At 68.7% G+C, this 23014-nt stretch carries 19 protein-coding genes; 15 read left to right on the top strand and 4 right to left on the bottom strand.

Annotated elements, in window-relative coordinates; translation table 11 throughout:
• Window positions 1-87: 87 nt before the first annotated feature.
• On the bottom strand, window positions 88-1233 hold the full coding sequence (locus tag BM43_RS31040; protein ID WP_036051898.1) for a TDT family transporter: 1146 nt from the start codon (window positions 1231-1233) through the stop codon (window positions 88-90).
• Between the two features lie 242 nt (window positions 1234-1475).
• Between BM43_RS31040 and BM43_RS31045 the strand changes: the two genes are divergently transcribed.
• The 3 genes from BM43_RS31045 to BM43_RS31055 all read left to right on the top strand — a co-directional run bounded on the left by BM43_RS31045 (window position 1476) and on the right by BM43_RS31055 (window position 3961).
• On the top strand, window positions 1476-2429 hold the full coding sequence (locus tag BM43_RS31045) for a LysR family transcriptional regulator (protein WP_036051897.1): 954 nt from the start codon (window positions 1476-1478) through the stop codon (window positions 2427-2429).
• 324 nt (window positions 2430-2753) lie between these two features.
• Window positions 2754-3071 carry a DUF4148 domain-containing protein gene (locus BM43_RS31050; protein ID WP_013697641.1) on the top strand — a complete coding sequence of 106 codons (318 nt, stop codon included), beginning with the start codon at window positions 2754-2756 and terminating at the stop codon, window positions 3069-3071.
• Between the two features lie 86 nt (window positions 3072-3157).
• Window positions 3158-3961, top strand: coding sequence for a response regulator transcription factor (locus BM43_RS31055; RefSeq protein ID WP_052409280.1), 804 nt, complete (start codon window positions 3158-3160; stop codon window positions 3959-3961).
• A 16-nt stretch (window positions 3962-3977) separates the two neighbouring features.
• Here the strand turns inward: BM43_RS31055 and BM43_RS31060 are convergent, their stop codons facing one another.
• Window positions 3978-5132: an alpha-hydroxy-acid oxidizing protein gene (locus tag BM43_RS31060; RefSeq protein ID WP_036051896.1), complete on the bottom strand. Its 1155-nt coding sequence runs from the start codon at window positions 5130-5132 to the stop codon at window positions 3978-3980.
• Window positions 5133-5523: 391 nt separating this feature from the next.
• On the opposite strand from BM43_RS31060, the gene BM43_RS31065 reads away from it, so the two are divergent.
• Together BM43_RS31065 and BM43_RS31070 are read left to right on the top strand one after the other, a co-directional pair.
• Entirely contained in the window at window positions 5524-6801 is a 1278-nt protein-coding gene (locus BM43_RS31065) for an aminotransferase-like domain-containing protein (RefSeq protein WP_036051895.1), read from the top strand.
• An 89-nt stretch (window positions 6802-6890) separates the two neighbouring features.
• The gene (locus BM43_RS31070) at window positions 6891-7487 is read left to right on the top strand and encodes an anthranilate synthase component II (protein ID WP_013697645.1); all 597 of its coding nucleotides are present in this window, start codon (window positions 6891-6893) and stop codon (window positions 7485-7487) included.
• A gap of 258 nt (window positions 7488-7745) precedes the next feature.
• Here BM43_RS31070 and BM43_RS40920 read toward each other — a convergent pair whose 3' ends face one another.
• Entirely contained in the window at window positions 7746-8012 is a 267-nt protein-coding gene (locus tag BM43_RS40920; protein WP_144417707.1) for a hypothetical protein, read from the bottom strand.
• 108 nt (window positions 8013-8120) lie between these two features.
• Between BM43_RS40920 and BM43_RS31075 the strand changes: the two genes are divergently transcribed.
• From BM43_RS31075 to BM43_RS31100, 6 genes are all read left to right on the top strand, one after another.
• Window positions 8121-9599 carry a catalase gene (locus tag BM43_RS31075; protein WP_172535090.1) on the top strand — a complete coding sequence of 493 codons (1479 nt, stop codon included), beginning with the start codon at window positions 8121-8123 and terminating at the stop codon, window positions 9597-9599.
• Window positions 9600-9734: 135 nt separating this feature from the next.
• On the top strand, window positions 9735-10346 hold the full coding sequence (locus BM43_RS31080; RefSeq protein ID WP_036051893.1) for an ankyrin repeat domain-containing protein: 612 nt from the start codon (window positions 9735-9737) through the stop codon (window positions 10344-10346).
• A 430-nt stretch (window positions 10347-10776) separates the two neighbouring features.
• Window positions 10777-12507, top strand: a complete 1731-nt coding sequence (locus tag BM43_RS31085) for an ABC transporter substrate-binding protein (RefSeq protein WP_230676284.1) — start codon at window positions 10777-10779, stop codon at window positions 12505-12507.
• Window positions 12508-12515: 8 nt separating this feature from the next.
• Window positions 12516-13454 carry an ABC transporter permease gene (locus tag BM43_RS31090; RefSeq protein WP_036051892.1) on the top strand — a complete coding sequence of 313 codons (939 nt, stop codon included), beginning with the start codon at window positions 12516-12518 and terminating at the stop codon, window positions 13452-13454.
• Window positions 13455-14285 (top strand): ABC transporter permease, encoded by an 831-nt coding sequence (locus tag BM43_RS31095; RefSeq protein ID WP_036051891.1) that lies wholly within the window; start codon window positions 13455-13457, stop codon window positions 14283-14285.
• On the top strand, window positions 14282-16129 hold the full coding sequence (locus tag BM43_RS31100) for a dipeptide ABC transporter ATP-binding protein (protein WP_036051890.1): 1848 nt from the start codon (window positions 14282-14284) through the stop codon (window positions 16127-16129). The genes BM43_RS31095 and BM43_RS31100 overlap by 4 nt, the downstream gene beginning before the upstream one ends.
• Before the next feature lie 257 nt (window positions 16130-16386).
• On the opposite strand, the gene BM43_RS31105 is transcribed toward BM43_RS31100, so the two are convergent.
• The gene (locus BM43_RS31105; RefSeq protein WP_036051889.1) at window positions 16387-17586 is read right to left on the bottom strand and encodes a porin; all 1200 of its coding nucleotides are present in this window, start codon (window positions 17584-17586) and stop codon (window positions 16387-16389) included.
• A 242-nt stretch (window positions 17587-17828) separates the two neighbouring features.
• Here BM43_RS31105 and BM43_RS31110 point away from each other — a divergent pair, with 242 nt between their 5' ends.
• From BM43_RS31110 to BM43_RS31125, 4 genes are all read left to right on the top strand, one after another.
• Complete coding sequence (locus BM43_RS31110) at window positions 17829-18797, top strand: LysR substrate-binding domain-containing protein (RefSeq protein ID WP_063769165.1); 969 nt, start codon at window positions 17829-17831, stop codon at window positions 18795-18797.
• A 133-nt stretch (window positions 18798-18930) separates the two neighbouring features.
• A complete protein-coding gene (locus BM43_RS31115) occupies window positions 18931-20052 on the top strand; it encodes a succinylglutamate desuccinylase/aspartoacylase family protein (RefSeq protein ID WP_036051888.1) in 1122 nt (373 codons plus the stop codon).
• Window positions 20053-20080: 28 nt separating this feature from the next.
• Window positions 20081-21166, top strand: coding sequence for an ornithine cyclodeaminase (locus BM43_RS31120; RefSeq protein ID WP_036051887.1), 1086 nt, complete (start codon window positions 20081-20083; stop codon window positions 21164-21166).
• An 11-nt stretch (window positions 21167-21177) separates the two neighbouring features.
• Window positions 21178-22689, top strand: coding sequence for a serine hydrolase domain-containing protein (locus BM43_RS31125; RefSeq protein WP_080742249.1), 1512 nt, complete (start codon window positions 21178-21180; stop codon window positions 22687-22689).
• Window positions 22690-23014 lie beyond the last annotated feature (325 nt).

The raw sequence follows: 23014 nt of genomic DNA on the forward strand, positions 1-23014 counted from the left end.
CGGCGCGAAGCGCGGGCTGGAATACCGAAGGGGGCCGCGATCCCGGTGGATCGCGGCCCCCTTCCATTTGGCGGAGCGACGCGTGTTTCAGGCGCGGCTGGTCGCCAGGCACGGCGCGCGGAACATCCGCTCGAACATCAGGCCGCGCAGCGTGCGGGCCAGCACCACGATCCACAGCATGCCGAGCAGGCTGGCGAAGCCCAGGCCGAGGCCGGTGAAGATGCCGAAACCGGTCACGTGGGCGAGGTTGAAGGTCGCCAATGTGTAGACGCCGATCGGAAACGTGAAGCCCCACCAGCCGAGATTGAAGGGCAGCCCCTCGCGGCGATAGCGCCACATGAACAGCAGGGCACAGGCCAGCCACCAGAGCCCGGCACCCCAGAGCAGCAGCGCGCCGAGCACGCCGAAGTCGCGGGCGGCGACGGCCACGCTTTGCAGCGCCGTGCCGGCGAAGGCCTGGCTGGCGGCATGGCCGAGCGTGAGCAGGCCGAGCGCGCCGGTGCCGATGGGGCCGAGCGTGAGCCAGCTGGTCACGCCGAGTTCGCGATGCGGCAGCTTGTGGATCACCAGGCGGAACAGCACGATGGTCAGGATCGAGAAGGCCAGCGGCACCGAGATCGCCCACAGCACGTAGCCGAGGCCGATCACCACCTGCGCGGCGGCGGGGTTCAGGTGCGGCGCCAGCAGGGCGGCGCTGGCGGCGGCCACCTCGGGCGCCACGATCGGCAGCAGCAGGGCCGCGGTCAGCTTCTCGAGGCTGTGTTCCTGCACCGTGAACACCAGGTAGGGCACGCCGATCGCGACCAGCACCGACAGCGCCGCGTCGAAGCTCCACAGGACCAGCGCGAGCTGCCCGGCCGTGTTGCCCTGCTGCGCGCCGCCGAACAGCACCAGGCCATTGACGATCGGCGCCAGTCCCATCGGCAGCGTGCCGAGAAACAGCGATTGCAGCGGATGGTGCAGCATCGGCCGGATGGTGTCGCTGAACAGCACCAGGCGAGCGACGAACATCGCGGCGAACAGCGCGTAGAGCAGGATGTCGAGGCGCCACAGCCAGGCGGCGGCCAGCGTCTTGAGCGGCGAGGCGCCCGGCAGCGCGTTCAGCACCAGGTAGACCACGCCCGTGCCCATCGTCACGGCGAACCAGTTGGGCGTGAACTGGCGGATATTCTCGAGCCAGGCGGGCCGCTGGGCGGCGCGGCGGGCGAGGGCGGCTTGGGAGGTTTTCATCATGGGCTCCGATCGGATCGGGAGGAGATGAGGGCAGTCTAGGGTTCGTGGCGGGATAAGAAAAATACATATTAATGATCTTAAGCATGCTTTTTTGATATGCTTTGCGCCAGCTTCCGAAGTCTCGATCGAAAGATTGCCGCCGGGCCGGGAATAAGTGCCCGCGCGCGGTGTTTGCCTGTCATGAAGCCCGTTGCCGGCGGCATCGTCATGCCCGCCGACCGGGCCACGAGGTCTGTCCACTCATGAACTTCACGCATTTACTGGCCTTCCACGAAGTCGCGCGCGCCGGCAGCATCAGCGCCGGCGCGGAGCGCCTGCACGTCAGCCAGCCCGCCGTCACGCGCGAGATCCGCGAACTCGAGGCGCGGCTCGGCCTGGTGCTGTTCGATCGCCTGCCGCGCGGCGTGGCGCTGACCGAGGCGGGGCGGCTGCTGTTCGACCACGCGTCGCGGATCTTCGCGCTGGCCGACACGGCCGAGAGCGAACTGCGCGAGCTGGCCGGCCTTGGCGCCGGGCATCTGCGGATCGGCGCGAGCAACACGCTGGGCGTCTATCTGGTGCCGGCCCTGATCGCGCGCTTCAGCGCACGGCACCCGCGCATCACGATCGACTTGACGGTCACCAATACCGAAGGCGTCGAGGCCGGCCTGCGCGATCTGAGCTTCACGCTCGGTTTCGTCGAGGGCCCGTTCGATACGGCCGTGCTCGATGCGCGCCCGATCGGCGCCGACGAGATCGCCGTGGTGGCCGCCGCCGGCCATCCGCTGGCCGGGCGGTGCCTCGCGCCGGCCGATCTCGCCGAACACGCCGTGATCCTGCGCGAGCCCGGCTCCGGCACCCGCGCGATCGTCGAGGAAGCCTATGCGCGGCTGGGGCTGTCGATCACGCCGCTGATGTCGGTCAGCGATACCGAGGCGATCAAGCGATTGTTGCAGGCACAACAATCCCTGGCTTATCTCTCGCGGCTGAGCGTGAGCGACGAACTCGCGCGCGGCGACTTGCAACTGGTGGAGGTCGACGCGCCGCGTATCGAGCGGGCCCTGCACATGGTCTGGCTCAAGGGGCGTTCGCTGTCGCCGGGCGCGCAGGCGATGATGGCGCTGGTGCCGCCGGGCGCGGCCGGCGATCTGGCGGCGCCGTCAAGCGCCTCCGCCACGGCGCGCCAGGCGGCGAAGGCCCGCCGCAAACCGGCCTGAGGCCGTCGCGCGGGCGCTGCCGCTCGTGCGTTTCCTGTCTTTTCCTCCCTTTCGTTTTTTCTCCGCCCGCTCGCATCGTTGGATCGCGCCGCGATATCTCGGTCGCGATGTAACGGAATCGCCGCGCCGCCCGATCTGGTGAATGACGGCACGCATTCGCCTCGCCTGAAAAAAGATTCGGGACGAGACGGGAATATTCGTCGCGAAATGCTGTTAGCCCTTATGACAGGCACGCAACGAAGCAGCAAGCTAGCCCGTCGAGCGAACCGGAATCCATCGATTGATGAGGATTTCGAACCATTTATCCGAACCAGGAGCATCATCATGAAGAAGCTGAGTACCCTCGCCATCGCCCTTTGCGCCCTTACCATCCCGGCGTTGTCGTTCGCCCAGGGCACCGCGCCGATCACGCGCGCGCAGGTGGTGGCAGAACTCGCGCAACTCGAACAGGCCGGCTACGATCCGGCGGCGGGCGAGAGCGTCGACTACCCGGCCAAGCTGCAGGCCGCCGAGGCGAAGGTCGCGCAACAGCAGGCAGGCCAGGCGCAGCGCGCCCAGGCTGCGAACGGCCAGAACTCGGCCGCCTCGGACCCGAACTGCGTGGGCCCGGCCAGCTTCTGCAACGTGTATTTCGGTAGCTGAGCGATGCGTGCCGCATCGAACCCGGGCGCCGGCGCCATGCGCCCCGGCCGCCCGGCATGGATCGCGACCCGCCGGCGAGGTCGATCATGAGCCGCATCCTCGTGATCGAAGCGGATCGGCAGGCATTGCGAGATATCGCGCAATCGCTGCAGCGGCAGGGCTTGTCGGCCGACGACACGGCCTCGGCGCGCGACGCGCTGTATCGCGTGACCAGCGGCGCCTATGCGCTGGTGATCGTCGCCTACGACCTGCCCGAGATCGACGGCCCCGCGCTGGTGGCGGCGATGCGCGCGACGGGCCTGAGCGTGCCGATGCTGGCGATCGATGCCCAGGGCAGCATCGAGCGCTGCGTGCGCATGCTGAAAGCGGGTGCCGACGACTACCAGCCGTTCCCGCTGGACCTGGAAGAGCTGGGGGCGCGCGTGCTTGCGCTGCTGCGACGGCAGGCGAGGCCGCCGGCACCAGCCGACGACGCGGCGGCGGCGCGCCTGCAGGCGGGCGGCATCGTGCTGGACCGGATTCGCCGCATCGCCCTGGTGGATGCCACCCTGGTGGAACTGCGCCCGACCGAGTTCCGCCTGCTCGAATTCCTGATGTTGAATGCCGATCGCGTGATGACGCGGCGAATGATCCTCGAGGCGGTCTGGCAGCATCATTTCGATCCGGGCACCAACCTGATCGAGGTGCACGTCAAGCAGTTGCGCGCCAAGCTGCGCGACCCAGATGGCCGGCGCTTCATCCACACGGTCCGGCGTGCCGGTTATTACTTCTCGGGCGATGCGCCGGATGCGCGTCGCGAGGCAAGGGGCGAGGGCGGCGAGGACGATACGAACGCACTCCCGCATCGGCGCGGCGAGGCGCGCCCCAGCGCGCTGCATTCCCGCGCCTGAACCAGCGGCGACGATTTCACCAGCCTTCGCCGGGCGCGGCGGACGGCTCGACATGCGCGGCCGACAAATCGACCACGCCGCGGCAGCCCAGCATCGCCAGCGTGCGATCGAGCTCGTCGCCGAGGATCTCGATCACGCGCGTCACGCCGGCCTCGCCGGCCGCCGCCAGGCCATAGAGCACCGCGCGCCCCAGCATCACCGCATCGGCGCCGAGCGCGAGCGCCTTGGCGATATCGGAGCCGCGCCGGATGCCGCTGTCGAGCAGCAGCGCGCCGCGTCGCTCGCAAGCATGGCGCGCGGCCGCGATCATGTCGATCGGCGCCACCGCGTCGTCGAGCTGGCGCGCGCCGTGGTTCGACAGGATCACGCCGTCGACGCCGAGCTCCAGGCAGGCCAGGGCGTCGTCGGTGCCGAGGATGCCCTTCACCAGCAGCCGATGCGGCCAGCGATCGCGCAGCCGCCGCAGGTCGTGCCAGTTGAAGCTCGCGTCCATCTGGCGGCGCAGCAGCGCGGCCTTCACCTCGACGCTGGCATGGTCGTCGGCGCCCACGTTGGCCAGCGTCGGCACGCCGCCCGCGCGCAGCAGCGCGGCGCTCCAGCGCGGATGGCGCAGCGTGTCGAGCAGCAGGCCCGGGCTGGGCCGCAGCGGCAGCGCGAAGCCGTTGCGCAGGTCGCGCTCGCGCTTGCCGTTGAGCGGCACGTCCACGGTCACCACCAGGGTGCGATAACCGGCGCGCGCGGCGCGCTCGGCGAGGCTGTCGGCCAGCTCGCGATGCATCACGTAGAGCTGGAACCACAGCTCGCCGCCCGCTTCGCCGGCCAGGCGCTCCAGCGAGACGTTCGAAGCGGTGGACATCGCGAACGGAATGCCGGCGCGCTGCGCCGCGCGTGCCAGCGCGATATCGCCTTGCGGCCAGATCAGGCCGTTCAGGCCGGTCGGCGCCAGCACGAAGGGCACGGCGAGCCGCTGGCCGAGCAGGGTGGTGGACAGCTCGCGCGAGGCCACGTCCACCAGGCGGCGCGGCACGAAGGCCAGGCGCGCGAAGGCGTCGCGATTGCGGCGCAGGCCGCGTTCGTCCTCGGCGCCGCCGTCCAGGTAGTCGAACACGCGGCGCGGCAGCCGGCGTCGGGCGAGCTTGCGGAAGTCTTCGACGTTGATCGGTGGCGGCATCGGCGCGGTTCGGAAGGTCCGGTGAGGCGGGGCGGGGCGCCCGGCGCGAAAGCGCACGAGTGTAAACGCTGGTCCGGTGGTTTGTCGCGTTTCCCGCCGTGCACGATACCGATGGTCTCGCCGCAAGCCGGATTGGATCGCTTCGTGCAACAGCACGCGAATTTATCAAGAAAAATCAGCAAATAATTTATCGATCGCCGACGGTGCTATCGTAGCCGCCAGATTGCGCGCCGCTGCTTTCGCAAGGAAGCGGCACGCGATGCACAGAACGAAATGACGGCGGCTCGATGCCGTCGATATGGCACTGAGAGATATCCCGAAGCCATCGCCTGGCGGGCCCGACCGGCCAGCCGTCGCGCCTCGGGACATGCACAGGATGGGAGAGAGGGCCTTGTCGACTCAAGCAAGCGCCGGAGCCTCGCGGCTCTCGGTGATGAATTTCCTCAACGAGGCCGCCAACGAGTATCCGCAGGCGATCTCCTTCGCCTCGGGCCGCCCGGCCGAGCAGTTCTTCTCGCTGGAAGGCTGGCTGGAGGCGGTGCCCGACTACCAGGCCCACGCGGCCCGCGCGGCCGGCCAGGACCTCGCGCTGGCGGGCCGGCGGCTCGCCCAGTACGGCCGTACGGCCGGCATCATCAATGCCCTGATCGCCGAGCAACTGCGCCTGGACGAAGGCGTCGACTGCGATGCCTCGCAGGTGGTGGTGACGGCCGGCTGCCAGGAGGCGCTGGCGCTGCTGGTGCCCGCGCTGTGCCGCGCCAGCGGCGATGTGATGCTGGCGCGCAATCCCACCTATATCGGCATCACCGGCGTGGCCGATTTCGCCGGCATCGAGATCCTGCCCGTCGAATGCGAGGCCGGCGAGAACTGGGAGCAGGCGCTGGCCCGCACCGCCGCCGCGCTGCGCCGCGCCGGCAAGACCGCGCGCGGCTTCTACCTGACGCCCGAGTTCGACAATCCGACCGGCACCGTGCTCGACGAGGCCGAGCGGCGCTCGATCATCGCCGGCTGCCTGGAGCATCGCATCGTGGTGCTCGAGGACAATCCCTACGGCATGTTCCGCTACGACGGCGAGTCGACCCGGCCGATGATGGCGCTCGATCCGGCCGGCTGCGTGATCTACCTGGCCACCTATTCGAAGACGCTGTGCCCGGCCGTGCGGGTCGGCGCGGCGGTGTTGCCCAGGCGCCTGTTCGGCAGCGAGCAGGCCGCCGAGCGCCTGCGCGCGGAAGTCTCGGAGCGCAAGAGCTTCGTGACCGTCAACACCAGCCAGGTGACCCAGGCCCTGGTGGGTGGCGTGCTGCTGCGCGAGGGCCATAGCCTGCGGCGACTGGTCGATGCGCCGCGCCGCTTCTACCACGACAATCGCGACGCGCTGCTGGGCGCACTCGAACGCGCCTTCGGCACCGATGGCGAGATCCGCTGGAATCGCCCCGACGGCGGCTTCTTCCTCGGCGTCACGCTGCCCTTCGAGTTCGGCGAGCGCGAGACCGTGGAATGCGCGCGCGATCACGGCGTGATCGTGATGCCGATGACCTTCTTCTCGCTCGACGCCTCGCGACGCCGCGAAGTGCGGCTCGCCTTCAGCAATGCCGGCGCGGCCGAGATCGAGGCCGGCGTGGCGCGCTTCGCCAGCTACCTCGGCGAGAAGCGCGCCTCGCTCGCCTGAGCGGCCGGACGCGGCGGCCCGCTCCCACCCGGAGCGGTGCTGATCCGCGCGGCCGTGTCCTCCCTCATCCATGCAAGGACCGTGCGCCGATGTGCCAAGCCCTGATCATCGATAACTTCGATTCCTTCACGTACAACATCTTCCAGCAGATGGGGCAGGTCTGCGGGGTCGAGCCGACCGTGGTGAAGAACACCGCCTCGCTCGACGAGATCGACTTCTCGCGCTACGACTGCATCATCGTCTCGCCGGGCCCCGGTACGCCGGCGGTGCCGGCCGACGTGGGCATCAGCGCCGACGTGATCCGCGATACCGAACTGCCGCTGCTCGGCGTCTGTCTCGGCCACCAATGCATGGCGCACCTGTACGGCATGGAGGTGGTGCATGCGCCGGTGCCGATGCATGGCCGCGTCAACGTGATCCGTCACGACGGGCGCGGCGTGTTCACGGGGCTGCCGGAGGAACTGTCGATCGTGCGCTACCACTCGCTGGTGGTGAAGGCGGTACGCGAGCCCTTCGAGCTGTGCGCCTGGGGCGAGGACGGCGTGATCCACGGTATCCGCCATCGCACGCGGCCGCTGCATGGCGTGCAGTTCCATCCCGAATCGATCTGCACCGAGGCGGGTATCGAGCTGTTCCGGAACTTCCGCGATATCGCCCTCGAGCACAAGAGCCAGGTGGTGGCCTGAGCCGCCGCCGCGCAGCGCTCTTCACCAAAACGAACGACATCGTCACGGCTTCATGCCGGCGATGTCGTTTTTTATTGGACGGAAAACAAGCGTGGCGCATGCTGCTTTATCCGGGGCGCTGCGGAGTCGTTGCGCGCGCATCGAGTGGACTGGTCTGTCCTGCTGTTGGTTAAGACAGGTTCGAGTCCGGTACTGACTGAAAACGCGCGCGATATTACCGAAATTCCTCGATGTCCGGTAAATCATGGACATGAAATATCATCGAAAAAATGCTGCGTCGCAGTAGTTGTCAATTGGACGATGCGTCCAGAAATTGCGAAAAGTCAGTAACGAAAAGAAGAAAAATGTCGGAATGCTGATCAATTCAAAGCTTTCGTAAACGTCTTCACATCCTTGATGGATGGGCGTTTTCAGCCGATTTTCGCTGTCTTCGATGGTCTTCGATAGTTCATATGATTGAGGCTGCCTATTTGCGCCATTACCAATACCAATTGGAATCGCGCGGCCTGTCTCAATAGCATTCACTCGTCTCGATAACCGGTATCCCCAGTGGTGTCACTTCCTCACGGAGACGAAATGAACAAACAGAAAACCCTGTCGCGATGGGCAATCCCTACCGCCGTCGGCCTGATGATGTCGTCGATGGCGTTCGCGGCAAACCTCACGCGCGATAACGGCTCGCCGGTCGGCGACAATCAGAACTCGCAGACGGCAGGCCCGAGCGGCCCGGTCGTGCTGCAGGACTCGCACCTCATCGAGAAGCTGCAACGCTTCGATCGTGAGCGCATCCCCGAGCGCGTGGTGCATGCGCGCGGTACCGGCGCCTTCGGCGAATTCGTGGCCGACGCGGACATCTCGGACCTGTCGGTCGCCAAGGTGTTCACGCCGGGCGAGCATACGCCGGTGTTCGTGCGCTTCTCGACGGTGATGGGCTATCGCGGCTCGCCCGAGCAGGCGCGTGACCCGCGCGGCTTCGCCACCAAGTTCTACACCAGCGAAGGCAACTGGGACCTGGTGGGCATCAACCTGCCGATCTTCTTCATCCGCGACGCGATCAAGTTCCCCGACTTCGTCCATGCCAACAAGCCCAGCGCGGTGACGGGCGTGCAGGATCCGAACCTCGCCTTCGACTTCTTCGCGCATACGCCGGAAGCCACCGCGATGCTCACGCGCCTGTATTCGGACGAGGGCATGCCCAACTCGTACCGCAACATGGACGGCTTCGGCGTGCACGCCTTCAAGCTGGTCAACGCGCAGGGCGAGGTGCACTACGTGAAGTTCCACTGGAAGAGCGCGCAGGGCATGCAGGGCATCCGTCCGCAGGACATCCCGGCCTCGATCGGCAAGGACTGGAACCTGATGAGCAACGATCTGTACGGCGCGCTCAAGCGCGGCGACGATCCGAAGTGGGACCTCTACATCCAGGTGCTCAAGCCGGCGGATCTCGACAAGTTCGACTACAACGCGCTCGACGACACCAAGGTCTGGGCCGACGTGCCGGAGCGCAAGATCGGCACCATGACGCTGAACCGCGTGCCGGACAACTACTTCGAGAGCACCGAGGAATCGGCCTTCGCGCCCTCGCGCATGGTGCCGGGCATCGAGCCTTCGGAAGACCGCATGCTGCAGGGCCGGATGTTCTCCTACGCCGATACGCAGATGTACCGCCTGGGGCCGAACTTCAACTCGCTGCCGATCAATCGTCCGCGCGTGCCGGTGGTCAACAACAACCAGGACGGGCTGATGAACGCGGGCGACCGCAAGGGCGAGGTGAACTACGAGCCCTCGACGCTCGGCGAGATCCCGCAGGATCCGAAGTACAAGTACGTGCAGACGCCGCTGTCGGGCACCACCCAGCAGGCCGCGATCAAGAAGACGCTGAACTTCCGCCAGGCCGGCGAGTACTACCGCTCGCTGTCCTCGCAGGGCAAGGCGGACCTGGTGACGGCGCTCTCGGGCGACCTGAGTCGTGTCAGCAACGACGACAACAAGATCACCATGCTGTCGTACTTCTACAAGGCCGACGCCGACTACGGCAAGCGCCTGGCCTCGGCCACCCACGCGGACCTGTCGCGCGTGCAGGCCAAGGCGGCCACGCTGAGCGACATGTAAGCGGCGCGCGCCGTCGCCAGCCGACGGCGCGCTGCCCGGGCCGGGAGCAGGGGGCGCGGCATCACGCGCCGCCTGCGGCCCGGGTCGCCCGTTTCCCGAATCCGCATTCCCGGCACTTCGACGGAGCCCTATGACATGCCATCGCGCTGCAGCCCATCCTCGTTCCTCAAGGCCCTCGTCCCCGCGCTGCTGCTCGCGCTCGGTGCCTGCGCGGCACCCGAGCTGCACAAGCCGGAACCCGGCGTCGCGGTGCAGGATCTCCACCATTACGACGACGACTGGTTCGCCGCGGCCCGCCTCGGACGCACCGACATCCTCGAAGCGCTGCTGCAGGCCGGCTACCCGATCGATTCGACCACCCGCCAGGGTTACACGGCGCTGATCCTGAGCACCTACGACGCCCAGCCCAAGGCGATGGAATTCCTGCTCGAGCATGGCGCGAACGCCTGCCTGGGCGACCGCAACGGCAACACCGCGCTGATGGGCGCGCTCTTCAAGGGCGAGCTGGACAGCGCGCGGCGCCTGATGCGGACCGATTGCCCGATCGACCAGGTCAACAACTCGGGCGAGACCGCGCTCTCGTTCGCGGCGCTGTTCGGCCGGCTCGACCTGCTGCCGGAACTGGTCAAGCGCGGCGCGAACCCCGATCACGCCGACGCGCGCGGCACCACGGCGCTGCGGCTCGCGCAGGCGCAGGGCAACGACGCGGCCTATCACGCGCTGCTGACGGTGGGCGCGACCCGCTGAGCGCTGGCCAGGGCAGGGCGGAGCCGCGCTCGCGGCGCCGGCTTGCCTGCCGCAAGACATCGAACCGGCTGGCCGGCGAATCCCGGCCGCGTCATGGGACGGCCGGCCCGGCGCGACTGTCCTTTCCTCTCATTTCTCCAGACGAATCCTCGTGCCCCGACCGGCGCCGCCGCGGGCCGCGCAGCGGCACGTGTTTCGCGCTTCACCTGGCCCGATTTCCCGCGGCCTATCCAGGCCCCTCCCCAGCACCGGCTGCCGATGCTAACGTACGGTGATCGAAAAAATAGATCGCGATAATTTGGCGAGGCTTCCGCCAAAAAGGGGCGGTGCCTAGGATCGTCATCACGCTGCGGTGGCTTCATCGAGCGACAAGCGGCCGGAGCCTGATCCGGCCGACACACAATCACGCCGACACCGATCTGGAGACCGGATGCAATCCCACCCTGCCTGCGCCGAGCCACCCGGGCGCAAGCCTTCGTTCCCGGCATCCCCGGCGCGCCCGGGCGCCTGGCGAGGCGCCAAGCGGGCCGCCGCGCTGTCGCTGGCGCTGGTCATGGCCGCCGCGGCAGCCTGGCTGCCGGCCACGGCGCGCGCCGCGACGGCCGCGGCCGCCGGTGCCTCATCCGCTGCGTCCTCGGCTTTACAGCCTGCTTTACAACCCGCATCACAACCTGCCTCGCAACCTGCCTCGCAACCCGAGATTCGCGTCGCCGAAGGTTCCGACACGCCCACCTCGATGCCGGGCAACATCGCCCGCAACACCGCCACCGACAACATCCTCGCCAATGTGGTGGAGTCGCTGGTGGCGCTGCGCGCGGACCTGAGCGTCGGCCCGATGCTGGCCGATAGCTGGGAGATCTCGCCCGACGGCAAGACCTACACCTTCCACCTGCGCCACGGCGTGCGTTTTCACGACGGCACGCCGATGACCTCGCGCGAGGTGCGCTGGAGCTTCGAGTTCCTGATGAAGCGCAGCTCCGGCTTCGAGTGCCGCAACGTCTACGACGGCAGTCGCGGCCCGCGCGTGCTCGCGCTGCGCACGCCGGACCCGATGACGGTGGTGTTCGAGCTGGACCGCGCGAGCGCGCTGTTCCTCACGCGCATGGTCGACCCGCGTTGCCCGCTGGCGGTGCTCAGTCCCTCCAGCGTCGACGCCCGGGGCGAGTGGCTCAAGCCGGTCGCCACCGGCCCCTTCGTGTTCTCCGAATGGAAGCGCGGCCAGTACGTGCTGTTGCGCCCGTTCGCCGGCTACCGCCCGCGCGCCGAGCCGCCCAGCGGCCTGGCCGGCGCCAAGCTCGCCCATGGCGACGTGCGCTTCGTGGTGATCCCCGACGAGGCCGCGCAGAAATCGGCCCTGGTGGCCGGCCAGATCGATTTGATGTCGGTGGGCGAGAACGGCGTGCTGCCGAGCGACCCGCGCTGGCGCCTGGTGACGGGGCCCACCGCCGATCCGGCGATGCTGCTGATGCAGACCCGCGATCCGCTGCTCGCCGATGTGCGCATGCGCCGCGCGATCGCGCTGGCGCTGGACCTGCCGAGCATCGTCAAGGCCGTCACCGATGGGCGCGCGCCCTACAACCCCTCGCTGGTGCCGGGCGCCACCGAGCTGTTCAGCGCCGAGGACGCCGCCGGCTACCGCCGCAACCTGCCCGAGATGCGCCGCCTGCTGGCCGAGGCCGGCTACCACGGCCAGGTGCTGAGCCTGGAGACCAGCCGGCGCTTCCCGCACATGTACAGCCTGGCGGTCTACATGCAGTCGCTGCTGAGCCAGGCCGGCATCGCCACGCGCCTGGACCTGGTCGAGTGGGGCAAGCAGCTCGCCGATTTCCGCTCGGGCCATTTCCAGCTGATGTCCTTCGCCTACTCGGCGCGCATCGATCCCGAGCTGATGTACGGCGACGTGATCGGCGACAAGGACAAGCGTGCCATGGCGCAATGGGAGAACCCCAAGGCGCGGGCGCTGTGGCGCAGCCTGCAGGGCATGACCGACGAGTCGCAGCGCCAGCGGGTGTTCGACCAGCTGCACGCGCTGATGCTGGCCGACGCGCCGATGCTGATGATGTACTTCGCGCCCGAGCTGCTGCAGGTCAGCAGCCGCCTGGAGGGCGTCGGCTCCTGGCCGATGCGGCGCACGCGCGTGTTCAACGTGATCAAGCACTGAGAAATAGCATGCTGTCCTACCTGTTCAAACGGATCCTGATGGCGGTGCCCTCGGTGGCGATCGTCACGGTGCTGGTGTTCGCGATGATCCGCGCGATTCCGGGCGATCCGGCCGCGCTGATGCTCGGCGACATCAACGACCCGGCGCTGCTCGCGCAGATGCGCCACCAGTTCGGCCTCGATCGCTCGCTGCCCGAGCAGTTCATGCTGTGGATCGTCCACCTGCTGCACGGCGACCTCGGCATGTCGATCGTGCGCCACCAGCCGGTGGGCGAGCTGATCCGCGACACCTTCCCGGTGACCGCGCAGATCGTGCTGGCCGCCACCGCGCTGGCGGCCCTGATCGCGATTCCCGCCGGCCTGGTGGCCGCCTGGCTGCAGAACCGGCGTACCGATTCGGCGATCGTCTTCACCGGCATCCTGTTCGTCTCGCTGCCGAGCTTCTGGATCGGCATCCTGCTGATGTGGTTGTTCGGCATGAAGCTGCAATGGCTGCCGACCTTCGGCTACCAGAGCTTCGCCGAGGCCGGCTGGGGCAGCCTGCGCTACCTGCTGCTGCCGGTGCTGGCGGTCGCGCTCGGCGAGATCGCGGTGCTGATGCGCGTGATGCGCGCCGGCAGCATCGAGGTGCTGCGCCTCGAGTACATCGCCCACGCGCGCGCCAAGGGCCTCTCGGAGCCGCGCGTGCTGCTGCATGCGCTGCCCAACGCGTTCGGCCCGACGCTGACCGTGCTGGGCCTGGTGCTCGGCCACCTGCTGGCCGGCGGCGCGGTGATCGAGACCGTCTTCACCCTGCCCGGCATGGGGCGCCTGCTGGTGGACAGCATCTACGCGCGCGACTACCCGGTGGTGCAGGGCTGCCTGCTGGTGATTGCGCTGCTCTACGTGCTGGTCAACCTGATCGTCGACCTGCTGCATCCGCTCTTCGATCCCCGGATGAAAATCTGAATGAAACGCTCCCTGTTCAAACGCTTCAACCTGGCGCTCGGCGCGCTGCTGGTGGGCTGGCTGGTGGCCACCGCGCTGCTCGGCCTGATCTGGACGCCCTACGATCCGAGCGCGGTCGATCCGCTCACGCGCTACGCCGCGCCCAGCGCGCTGCACTGGTTCGGCACCGACGAGTTCGGCCGCGACGTGTTCTCGCGCATCATGGCCGGCGCCGCCGTGAGCCTCACGGTCAGCCTCGGCTCGGTGCTGTTCGCGCTGGTGGCGGGCACCGCGCTGGGCACCGTCTCGGCCTACGCGGGCGGCGCGCTCGACCGCGTGGTGATGGTGCTCACCGATGCGTTGATGGCCTTTCCGGGCCTGCTGCTCGCGCTCGGCATCATGACCGTGGTGGGCGGCTCGAAGGGCTCGGTGGTGCTGGCACTGGGCCTGGCCTACACGCCCTCGGTCACGCGCATCGCGCACGGCGGCACCCTGAGCCTGCGCGAGCGCGACTTCGTGCTGGCCTCGCAGGCGATGGGCAACGGCGGGGCCTGGACGCTCGGCCGCCATGTGCTGCCCAATATCGTCACGCCGCTGCTGGTGTTCGCCACCTCGCTGTTCGGCTCGGCCCTGCTGGCCGAGAGCGCGCTGAGCTTCCTCGGCCTGGGCGTGCCGCCGCCGGCCCCGACCTGGGGCGGCATGCTGGCCGACAGCCGCGACGCGATCGATCGCGCGATCTGGCTGGCGCTGTTTCCGGGGATGTCGATTTCACTGGCGCTGCTGGGCATCAACCTGCTCGGCGACGCCTTGCGGGACCTGCTGGATCCGCGCATGAAGGGGGTGACGCGATGAGCGCGAATCAACAGGCGGCCCAGCCGCTGCTGCGCGTCGATGCGCTCACGCTCGGTTTCAACGTGCCGGGCGGCGAGCCGAAACGCGTGGTGGACGGCGTGAGTTTCGATCTCGCCGCCGGGCACTCGCTGGCGGTGGTGGGCGAGTCGGGCAGCGGCAAGACCCTGATCGGCAAGACCCTGCTCGGGCTGCTGCCCGACGCGGCGCGCGTGATGGGCGGCACGGTGAGCTTTGGCGGCGCGCCGCTGCTCTCGCACAGCGCCGCGCAGTGGCGCGAGACGCGCGGCGTGGGCATCGGCATGGTGTTCCAGGAGCCGATGGTGTCGCTGAACCCGGCATTCCGGATCGGCGTGCAACTGACCGAGGCGCTGCGGCGTCGGCGCGGCCTGTCGCACGAAGAAGCCGAGCGGCGCGCGCTGGCCATGCTCGAGCGCGTGCGGGTGCGCAATCCGCGCGATTGCATGCGGCGTTACCCGCACGAGTTCTCGGGCGGCATGCGCCAGCGCATCGTGCTGGCCTCGGCGATGCTGCTCAAGCCCAGGCTGCTGATCGCCGACGAGCCGACCACCGCGCTCGACTGCGTGGTGCAGAAGGACGTGCTCGACGTGATGATGGAGCTCACGCGCGACGAAGGCACCGCGCTGATCTTCATCAGCCACAACCTGGCGCTGGTGGCCGCCTATACCGAGCGCGTGCTGGTCATGCGCGCGGGGCGGCAGATCGAGATCGGCTCGGCCGAGCGCGTGCTGTCGCGACCGACGCATCCTTATACGCGAGCCTTGCTCGATGCGTTGCCCCGGCGCGGCGACGCGCCGCCGGCCGCGATCGATCGCGCCGCGCGCCCGGTGCTGGAGATGCGCGAGGTGGCGGTCGACTACGCGCTGCCGCGCCAGGACCTGGTCGCGCAATGCGCGCGTTGGTTCCGGCGCGCGGCGGCGGGTTCGACTGGCACAGCGGCCGCCGGTGCCAACACGCGTCACGGCAAGCAGCGCACCGTGTTCCCCACCTCGTTCAGCCTGCATGCGGGCGAGACGCTGGCGATCGTCGGCGAATCGGGCAGCGGCAAGACCACCCTGGCCAAGGTCGCGCTGGGCTTGGTCGAGGCCGCCGAGGGGCAGGTGCTGCTCGACGGCACGACCTATCTCGACGGCGGCGCGAAGCGCCTGCAGGCCGCGCGCCGCGCGGTGCAGATCGTGTTCCAGGATCCCTATTCGGCGCTCGATCCCCGCATGCGCGTGGGCGAGCTGGTGGCCGAGGGGCTGCGCCTGGATCGCTCGCTCGACGCGGCCGAGCGAGCCGCGCGCGTGGCCTCGGTGCTGGCCGACGTGGGCCTGGGCGAACACGCGCGGCGCTTCGTGCACGAGCTGTCGGGCGGCCAGCGCCAGCGCGTGGCGATCGCGCGCGCGCTGGTGAGCCGGCCGGCCGTGATCATCGCCGACGAGCCGGTGTCGGCGCTCGACGTGACCGTGCAGAAGCAGGTGCTGGAGTTGTTTACCTCGTTGCAGGCGCGCTACGGCTTCGCTTGCCTGCTGATCTCGCACGATCTCGGCGTGGTCGAGCAGATCGCCACGCGCGTGCTGGTGATGCTGCGTGGCCACGTGGTCGAACTGGGCTCGCGCGACGCCGTGTTCGACCGTCCCGGCCATCCCTACACGCGGCGCTTGCTGAGCGCGGTGCCGGAACTGCATGGCGACAGCGAGCAGGGTTTTCGCGTGATGGTGCGCGAGGTGCCGCCGATACGCGGTTCGGCGGACGACTACTTCGATCCGGATCGGGCCGCGGGGCGGCTGGCCACGCTCAGCGCGGTCGATGGACAGGATGGGCACTGGGTGGCGTTGCGATAGCACGGAGCCCGCGCGCGAGGCCGGCGGGAAGGTCTCGCGCGACGGGCTGCGAAGTAAGGATGTGAAGCGAGGATGTGAAGCAGGACGGTGAAGCGGGGTGGTGAAGCAGGGCGGTGAGGCAGGGTGAAGTGGGCGGAGCGAGGTGGATTCATCGGGCAAGGCGCCTCGAAGTCATCAATCGACCATCTTCCCGCCCCGCCATGAAAAAACGGGCACCCGCCATCGGCGAGCGCCCGTTTGGTGTTGCCTGGCGATGCTCAGAACTTGTGGCGGATGCCGAACACCACGGCGGCCTGGCGGTCGCTCGAGGAGTTCGAGAGGTTGGCGATCGCGGCCACGGCCTTCTTGCCGGTCGAGTCGACGCCGCTGGCGTGCTGGTAGATGCCGACCACGTAGAGGTCGGTGCGGCGCGACAGGAAGTAGTCGGCGCCGAGGTTGACCTGGTTGTAGGTCGCGCCGGACACCGAGCCCACCGAGCTGCCCTTGGTGTAGGTGTAGGCGGTGCCGAGCTGCAGCGAGGGCGTGAGCAGGTAGGACACGCTCAGTTCACCGATGTTGAACTTGGCCGTGCCGCTCAGGTGCAGCGGATTGAGGCCCGCGCCAGCAGTGGCGCCGAGGTTCTGGAACGCGACATTGCTGTAGACGCCGCCGATGGTGGCATTGCCCAGGTGGTAGGCCGCGCCGGCCGAGATCACCTGCCAGGCGCCGGCCGAGGCGAAGCCGCTGAACACCGGATTGCTGACGTTGGCGGCATTGGCGGCGGTGGCCGAGTTGGCATTCGGATTGGTGCCGAACACGCCGAAGTTCGGGTTCTTGGCGCGCTCGATCGCGATGCCGCCGGCGAACGGGCCGTGGTCGTAGCCGACGCCGAGGCCCCAGACCTGGTTGCGCGTGACGTCGCCGGCCTGGCCGCCGAGGCTGTACATGCCGCCGAACTTCAGGCCGTTGTAGGAGCGGCTGGCGTACTTGACGGTGTTGTTGATGCGGTAGGAGTTGTCGAGGTTGTCCATGTCGCCTGGGTGGGCGCCGTAGATGCTGCCCCACTCGGTGCCGGGCACGAACTTCTCGAAGTTGGCCGCCTCGAAGTCGCCGACGTAGTCGCCGAGCGCGTCGTACTGACGGCCCAGGGTGACGGTGCCGTAGGGCGTCTGCAGGCCGACGTAGGCCTTGCGGCCGAACAGGGCGCCGCCCTGGCCGAGCGCGCCGCTGTTGACGGAGTAGCCGCCCTCGAGGCGGAAGATCGCGGCGTAGCCGCCGCCGAGATCCTCGATGCCGCGCAGGCCCCAGCGGTCGCCCTGCAGGTTGCCCGAGGAGGCCGAGTACTGGCGGCCGCCCTTGGCGTTGGAGTTGAAGGCGAAACCGGTGTCGATCAAGCCGTACAGCGTCACGGAGCTTTGCGCGTGCGCGACGCCGGACAGCGCGAGCAGCGCGGCGATTGCAGGAAGCGTTTTTTTCATTGCCTTGGTCCTCGGCCTTGCCGATGGGTGTGGTGTGTCGCGGGGACACCCGATGTCTCCCGCCCCCGACCTGTTGGGTCGGGAGGAATGCTAAGCAGGCATTTTTTTGTCAGGAAGACCGATCGCAGGCATCGCGATCTGTTGATCCGATCGCCTTGCCGGCACGGGCTCGGGCGGCGATCGGCGATGTGGAAACGGCACGACGGCGGCCGTGGCGAACGGCAAGCAACCAGGAGAAGCAGATGACACTGAGCCAGTTGAGGGCGTTTTGCGTGGTGGTCGAGCAGGGCAGTTTCCGCGCCGCCTCGCGTTCGCTCAATATCGCGCAGAGCGCGCTGACCCACGCGATCCAGAGCCTGGAGGCGGAGCTGGCCGCGCCGCTCCTGACGCGCTCGCACCTCGGCATCAGCCTGACGCCGTTCGGCGAGCGCCTGCTGGTGCGCGCCAACGCGATCCTGCGCGACTGCGAGCGGATCGACCAGGACATGCGCGAGCTGCAGGGCCAGCCGAGCGGGCGCATCGCGCTGGGCGTGACCTCCGAGCCGCTGGCCGAGCTGCTGATGCCGGTGATCAAGCGCTTCATGACCGACTACCCGAACGTGCTGGTGCACGTGTCGAGCGGCGCCTCGAAGATGCTGACCGAGCGCATTCGCGACGGCCGCCTCGATTTCGCGCTGTGCCCGCTGGCGCCGAACGTGATCGACGCCGATCTGGAAATCGACCGGCTCTATCGCTCCTCGGCCGCCGTGCTGGCCCGCGCCGGGCATCCCAAGGCCCGCGCCACCTCGCTGGCCGAATTGGTCGACTGCGAATGGGTGGGCTTCCATCGCGAGGGCATCGCCGGCTTCGCCTCGAACCGGCTGGTCAAGGCCTTCACCGAGCGCGGCCTGGGCGCGCCGAAGATCGTGCTGACCGCCGATACGCTGCTCGAATCGCTGTACTTCGTCAGCGAGACCGATTACTTGACGGTCGATCCCGGCGTGCTGGCCGATCTCAAGCTGTTCTCGGGCGCGCTGATCCGGATTCCCGTGCGCGAGACCTTCAGCACGCGCGACATCTGCCTGGTGCGTCGCAGCAACTCGCCGCCCACCGCGGTGGCGCAGGCGCTGGCCAGCATGCTGGCCTCCTATGCGCGGCTGCGGCGCGGCGTGACCGGGCGGGGCGCGCCGCATGGAGAGGGGTCGGACAAGGACGACGACGGCCTGATGTAGCCGGCCCGGGCCGTGATCGAAATTTGCGATCACGATAGACCCGAGCCGGCTTCCTGCCGCCAATTCGGGTGGTTAGCATCGGTCTTCATCAACCGTCCATCGACGGCCCAACGAAATCGAGGAGCCACGCTTCATGTCATCCCGCGACATCCTTCCCCTGCTGCCCCATACCGACGGCATCGCGCACCAGCTCTGCGTGCGGCGTTTCGGGACGTCGGAGGCGAAGCGCAAGGTCTATGTGCAGGCCGGCCTGCATGCCGACGAGGTGCCGGCGATGCTGGTGGCCGTCAGCCTGATGGAGCGGCTGCAGGCGCTCGAGGACGCCGGCCGGCTGCGCTGCGAGGTGGTGCTGCTGAACGCGGCGAACCCGATCGGGCTCGCGCAGTTCGTGCTCGGCACGCCGATCGGCCGTTTCGACCTGGGCAGCGGGCGCAATTTCAACCGCGGCTTCCCGCTGCTGGGCGAGCGCGTGGCCGATGCGGTCGAGGCTCGCCTGACCGACGATCTCGAACGCAACCGCCAGGTGATCCGCGAGGCCTGGCGCGCCGAGCTCGACGCGATCAAGCCGCGCCAGACGCTCGACGACCTGCAACTGAAGCTGATGCAGCTCTCGGTCGACGCCGACATCGTGCTCGACCTGCACTGCTCGCGCGAAGCGGACATGTACGTCTACACCGGCGAGGCGATCTGGGAGGACGTCGAGCCGCTGGCGCGCTACCTGGGCGCGCGCGCCTCGCTGCTGGCGATCGACGCCGGCGGCCAGTCCTTCGACGAGGCCCACAGCCTGACCTGGTGGCAGCTCCAGCAGCGCTACGGCGAGCGCTTCCCGATCCCGCGCGGCACCGTGTCGGTGACGGTCGAGCATCGCGGCCAGCGCGACGTCAGCAACGAACTGGCGAATCAGGATGCCGAGGCGATCGTCTCCTACCTGTCGCTGATCGGCATGATCGACGCGCCGGTCGAGCCGCCGCCGCCGCTGCCGCATCCGGCCACGCCGCTGGCCGGCTGCGAGCGCTTCCACGCGCCGGTGGCCGGCATCCTGGTGCACCTGGTGCAGCCGGGCAGTCTGGTGCGGCCGGGCGATGCGATGTTCGAGATCGTCGATCCGATCGACGGCACGCGCACGCGTCTGCACAGCAGCAGCGCCGGCATGTTCTACATGCGCCGCGACGTGCGCTACGTGCGCGCCGGCGATCCGCTCGGACGGGTGACGGGAGAGCGAAGCCAACGCACGGGCTACCTGCTCAGTGCCTGATCCGGACTATTCATTGAGGAAACCGACCATGACGAGATATCTCGATGTCAGCGACATCCGCAAGCTGGTGGCGGCGACGGGCGCCGAGCGCTTCATCGCGACGCTGGCGGACTATATTCGCGACGACTACCTGCGCTGGAACGAATTCGACAAGTCTGCGCGCGTGGCCAACCACGTGCCGGGCGGCGTGATCGAGCTGATGCCCACCTCCGACGCGGCACTGTACGGCTTCAAGTACGTCAACGGCCATCCGAGGAACACCCGCATCAACATGCTGACGGTGATGGCCTTCGGCGTGCTGGCGCGCGTCGACACCGGCTACCCGGTGCTGTTCAGCGAGTTCACCATCATGACCGCGCTGCGCACCGCCGCCACCTCGGCGCTGGCCGCGCGCTACCTGGCGCGGCGCGATGCGCGCACCATGGCCTTGATCGGCAACGGCGCGCAGAGCGAATTCCAGATCCTGGCGTTCCGCGCCATGCTCGGCATCAACGAGGTGCGCCTGTTCGACGTCGACCCGGCGGCCACCGACAAGCTGGTGCTCAACCTCGGCGGCACGCCGGGCCTCACGCTGGTCCGCGCCGCGAGCGCGGCCGAGGCGGTGCGCGGCGCCGACATCGTGACCACCATCACGGCCGACAAGACCAATGCCACCATCCTCACGCCGGAGATGATCGAGCCGGGCATGCATGTGAACGCGGTGGGCGGCGACTGCCCCGGCAAGACCGAGCTGCACGCCGAGGTGCTCAGGCGCGCGCGCGTGGTGGTGGAGTTCGAGCCGCAGACGCGCATCGAAGGCGACATCCAGCAGTTGCCGGCCGACTCGCCCGTGGTGCATCTCTGGCGCGTGCTGGCCGGCCAGGAGCCGGGCCGCACCAGCGCGCAGGAGGTGACGGTGTTCGATTCGGTCGGCTTCGCGCTGGAGGATTTCTCGGCGCTGCGCTACCTGCACGACATGGCCGAGCGGCTCGGCGTGGGCGAGGACATCGACCTGATCCCGGCGCCCGAGGATCCCAAGGATCTCTACCAGTACATCGCCTCGCCCTCGGTGCCGGCGCTGTTCGACGCGGTGGCCTCGCGCGCGCAGGCCGCGATGAACGCGGCGATGCTCTGAACGGGGCACTCATGACCACGACGTCTCCCATCGCGGGTCTGCATGCCGGCGCTCCCGCCCCGGGCGCGCGCTTCGACGACGGCCTGCCGCGCGCTCGCGCCTCGGCGATGGGCGTCGACGCGAGCGCGGTCGCGGCCTGGCTCGACGATGTCGAGCAGGCGGGCCTCGACCTGCACGCCTTCATGTTGCACCGGCACGGCCATGTGATCGCCGAGGGCTGGCGCTGGCCCTATCGCGCCGACCGCTTGCGCAACCTGCATTCGGTGGCCAAGAGCTTCACGGCCTGCGCGATCGCCTTCGCGATCGAGGAAGGGCGGCTCAGGCTCGAGGACCGGCTCGGCGACTTCTTCGCCGAGGTGCCGCCGGCCCCGCATCCGGCCGCCGCGATGACGGTGGCCGACCTGCTGACGATGCGCACCGGCCATGCCGGCGAAACCTCGGGGGCGGTCTGGCGGCGGATGTCGAGCAGTTGGATCGAGGCCTTCTTCGCGATTCCGGTGGAGACGCCGCCGGGCTCGAACTTCGTCTATACGAGCGCGGCCAGCTACATGCTGTCGGCGCTGGTCAGCCGCGTGACCGGCGAGACCATGCACGCGTACCTGCGTCCTCGCCTGTTCGCGCCGCTCGGCATCAGCGGCGAGACCTGGGATATCGGCACCGACGGCATCAACCCGGGCGGCAACGGCTTGTGGGCGCATACCGCCGACCTGCTCAAGCTCGGCATCCTGCATGCGCAGGGCGGCGTCTGGGAAGGGCGGCGAGTGCTGCCCGAAGCCTGGGTGGCCGAGGCCACGCGCGCGCAGGAGGCCTCGAATCGCTACGGTTATCACTGGTGGGTGCACGACGGCGGCAGCTACAGCGCGATCGGCAAGTTCGTGCAACTGGTGCGCGTGTTCCCGGAAGCCGGCGTGACGCTGGCCGTGACCGGCGCGATCAAGGGCAGCAAGCGACTGATGCCGCTGATCGAATGGCATCTGCCGGCCGCGTTCCGCGATGCGCCCTTCGACGGCGCGCCGGCCGATGCCGCGCTCGACGCGGCGCTCGCGCGCTGGCAGTCGCCCGAGGCGGCTTCGCCGTGGCAGCGGGCCTTCGAGGATACGCAGGCCGAGCGGCCGGGCGTGCCGGCCGTCGGCGAATGGCGTTTCGTGCTCGATCCGAACGAGGGCGACGCGAGCGAGCTGCGGTTGCTGTTCGCCGAGGGGCGCTGCGAATGCCGGCTGGTCGACCGCGAGGGCGAGCATCTCGTGACGGCCGGGCTCGGCCGCTGGATCGAATCGACCACCGACATGCCCGGCGCCGACCTGCATCACGGCTATCGCTTCCAGGACAGCCCGGTGGTGGCGCGCGCGGGCTGGGTCGACGAGGCCACGCTGAGGATGGTCTGGCTCTATCCTGAGACGGCCTTCCGCGACCTGGTGGAATGCGAGTTCGACGGCGAGCGCGTGACGCTGCGGCGCTCGGTCAACATCAATAGCGGCGCGCTCGCGCTGAAGGACCTGAGCGGCCGTCGCGCGGCGTCCTGAGCGAGCGGCTGCCGAAAGCAGAAGGGCAAGCACCGGTTTCCCGGCGCTTGCCCTTTTTTGTTTCGCGAGGACTCCTGATGCGGCTTGGTATCGCGGGGCTTCCATGCGGCTCCGGAATCCGGCTTTCCGGGGGGAGCGTTACGGCGACGAGATCACGCTCATCATGTCCGCAGCCGATACGGCACAGCCCTGCCAGGACGGTCGAACCGCGGGATGTTGTGACGCCTGGCCTCCTGTTCTCTACAGCCCCCTGGACGAAAGATTGCCTCTACGTTCCGCCGTCGCCTGATGAATTCGCCCGACATATGCCTTATGGCGTACCTGT

This window comes from Burkholderia gladioli (assembly GCF_000959725.1).
Lineage (GTDB): Bacteria > Pseudomonadota > Gammaproteobacteria > Burkholderiales > Burkholderiaceae > Burkholderia > Burkholderia gladioli.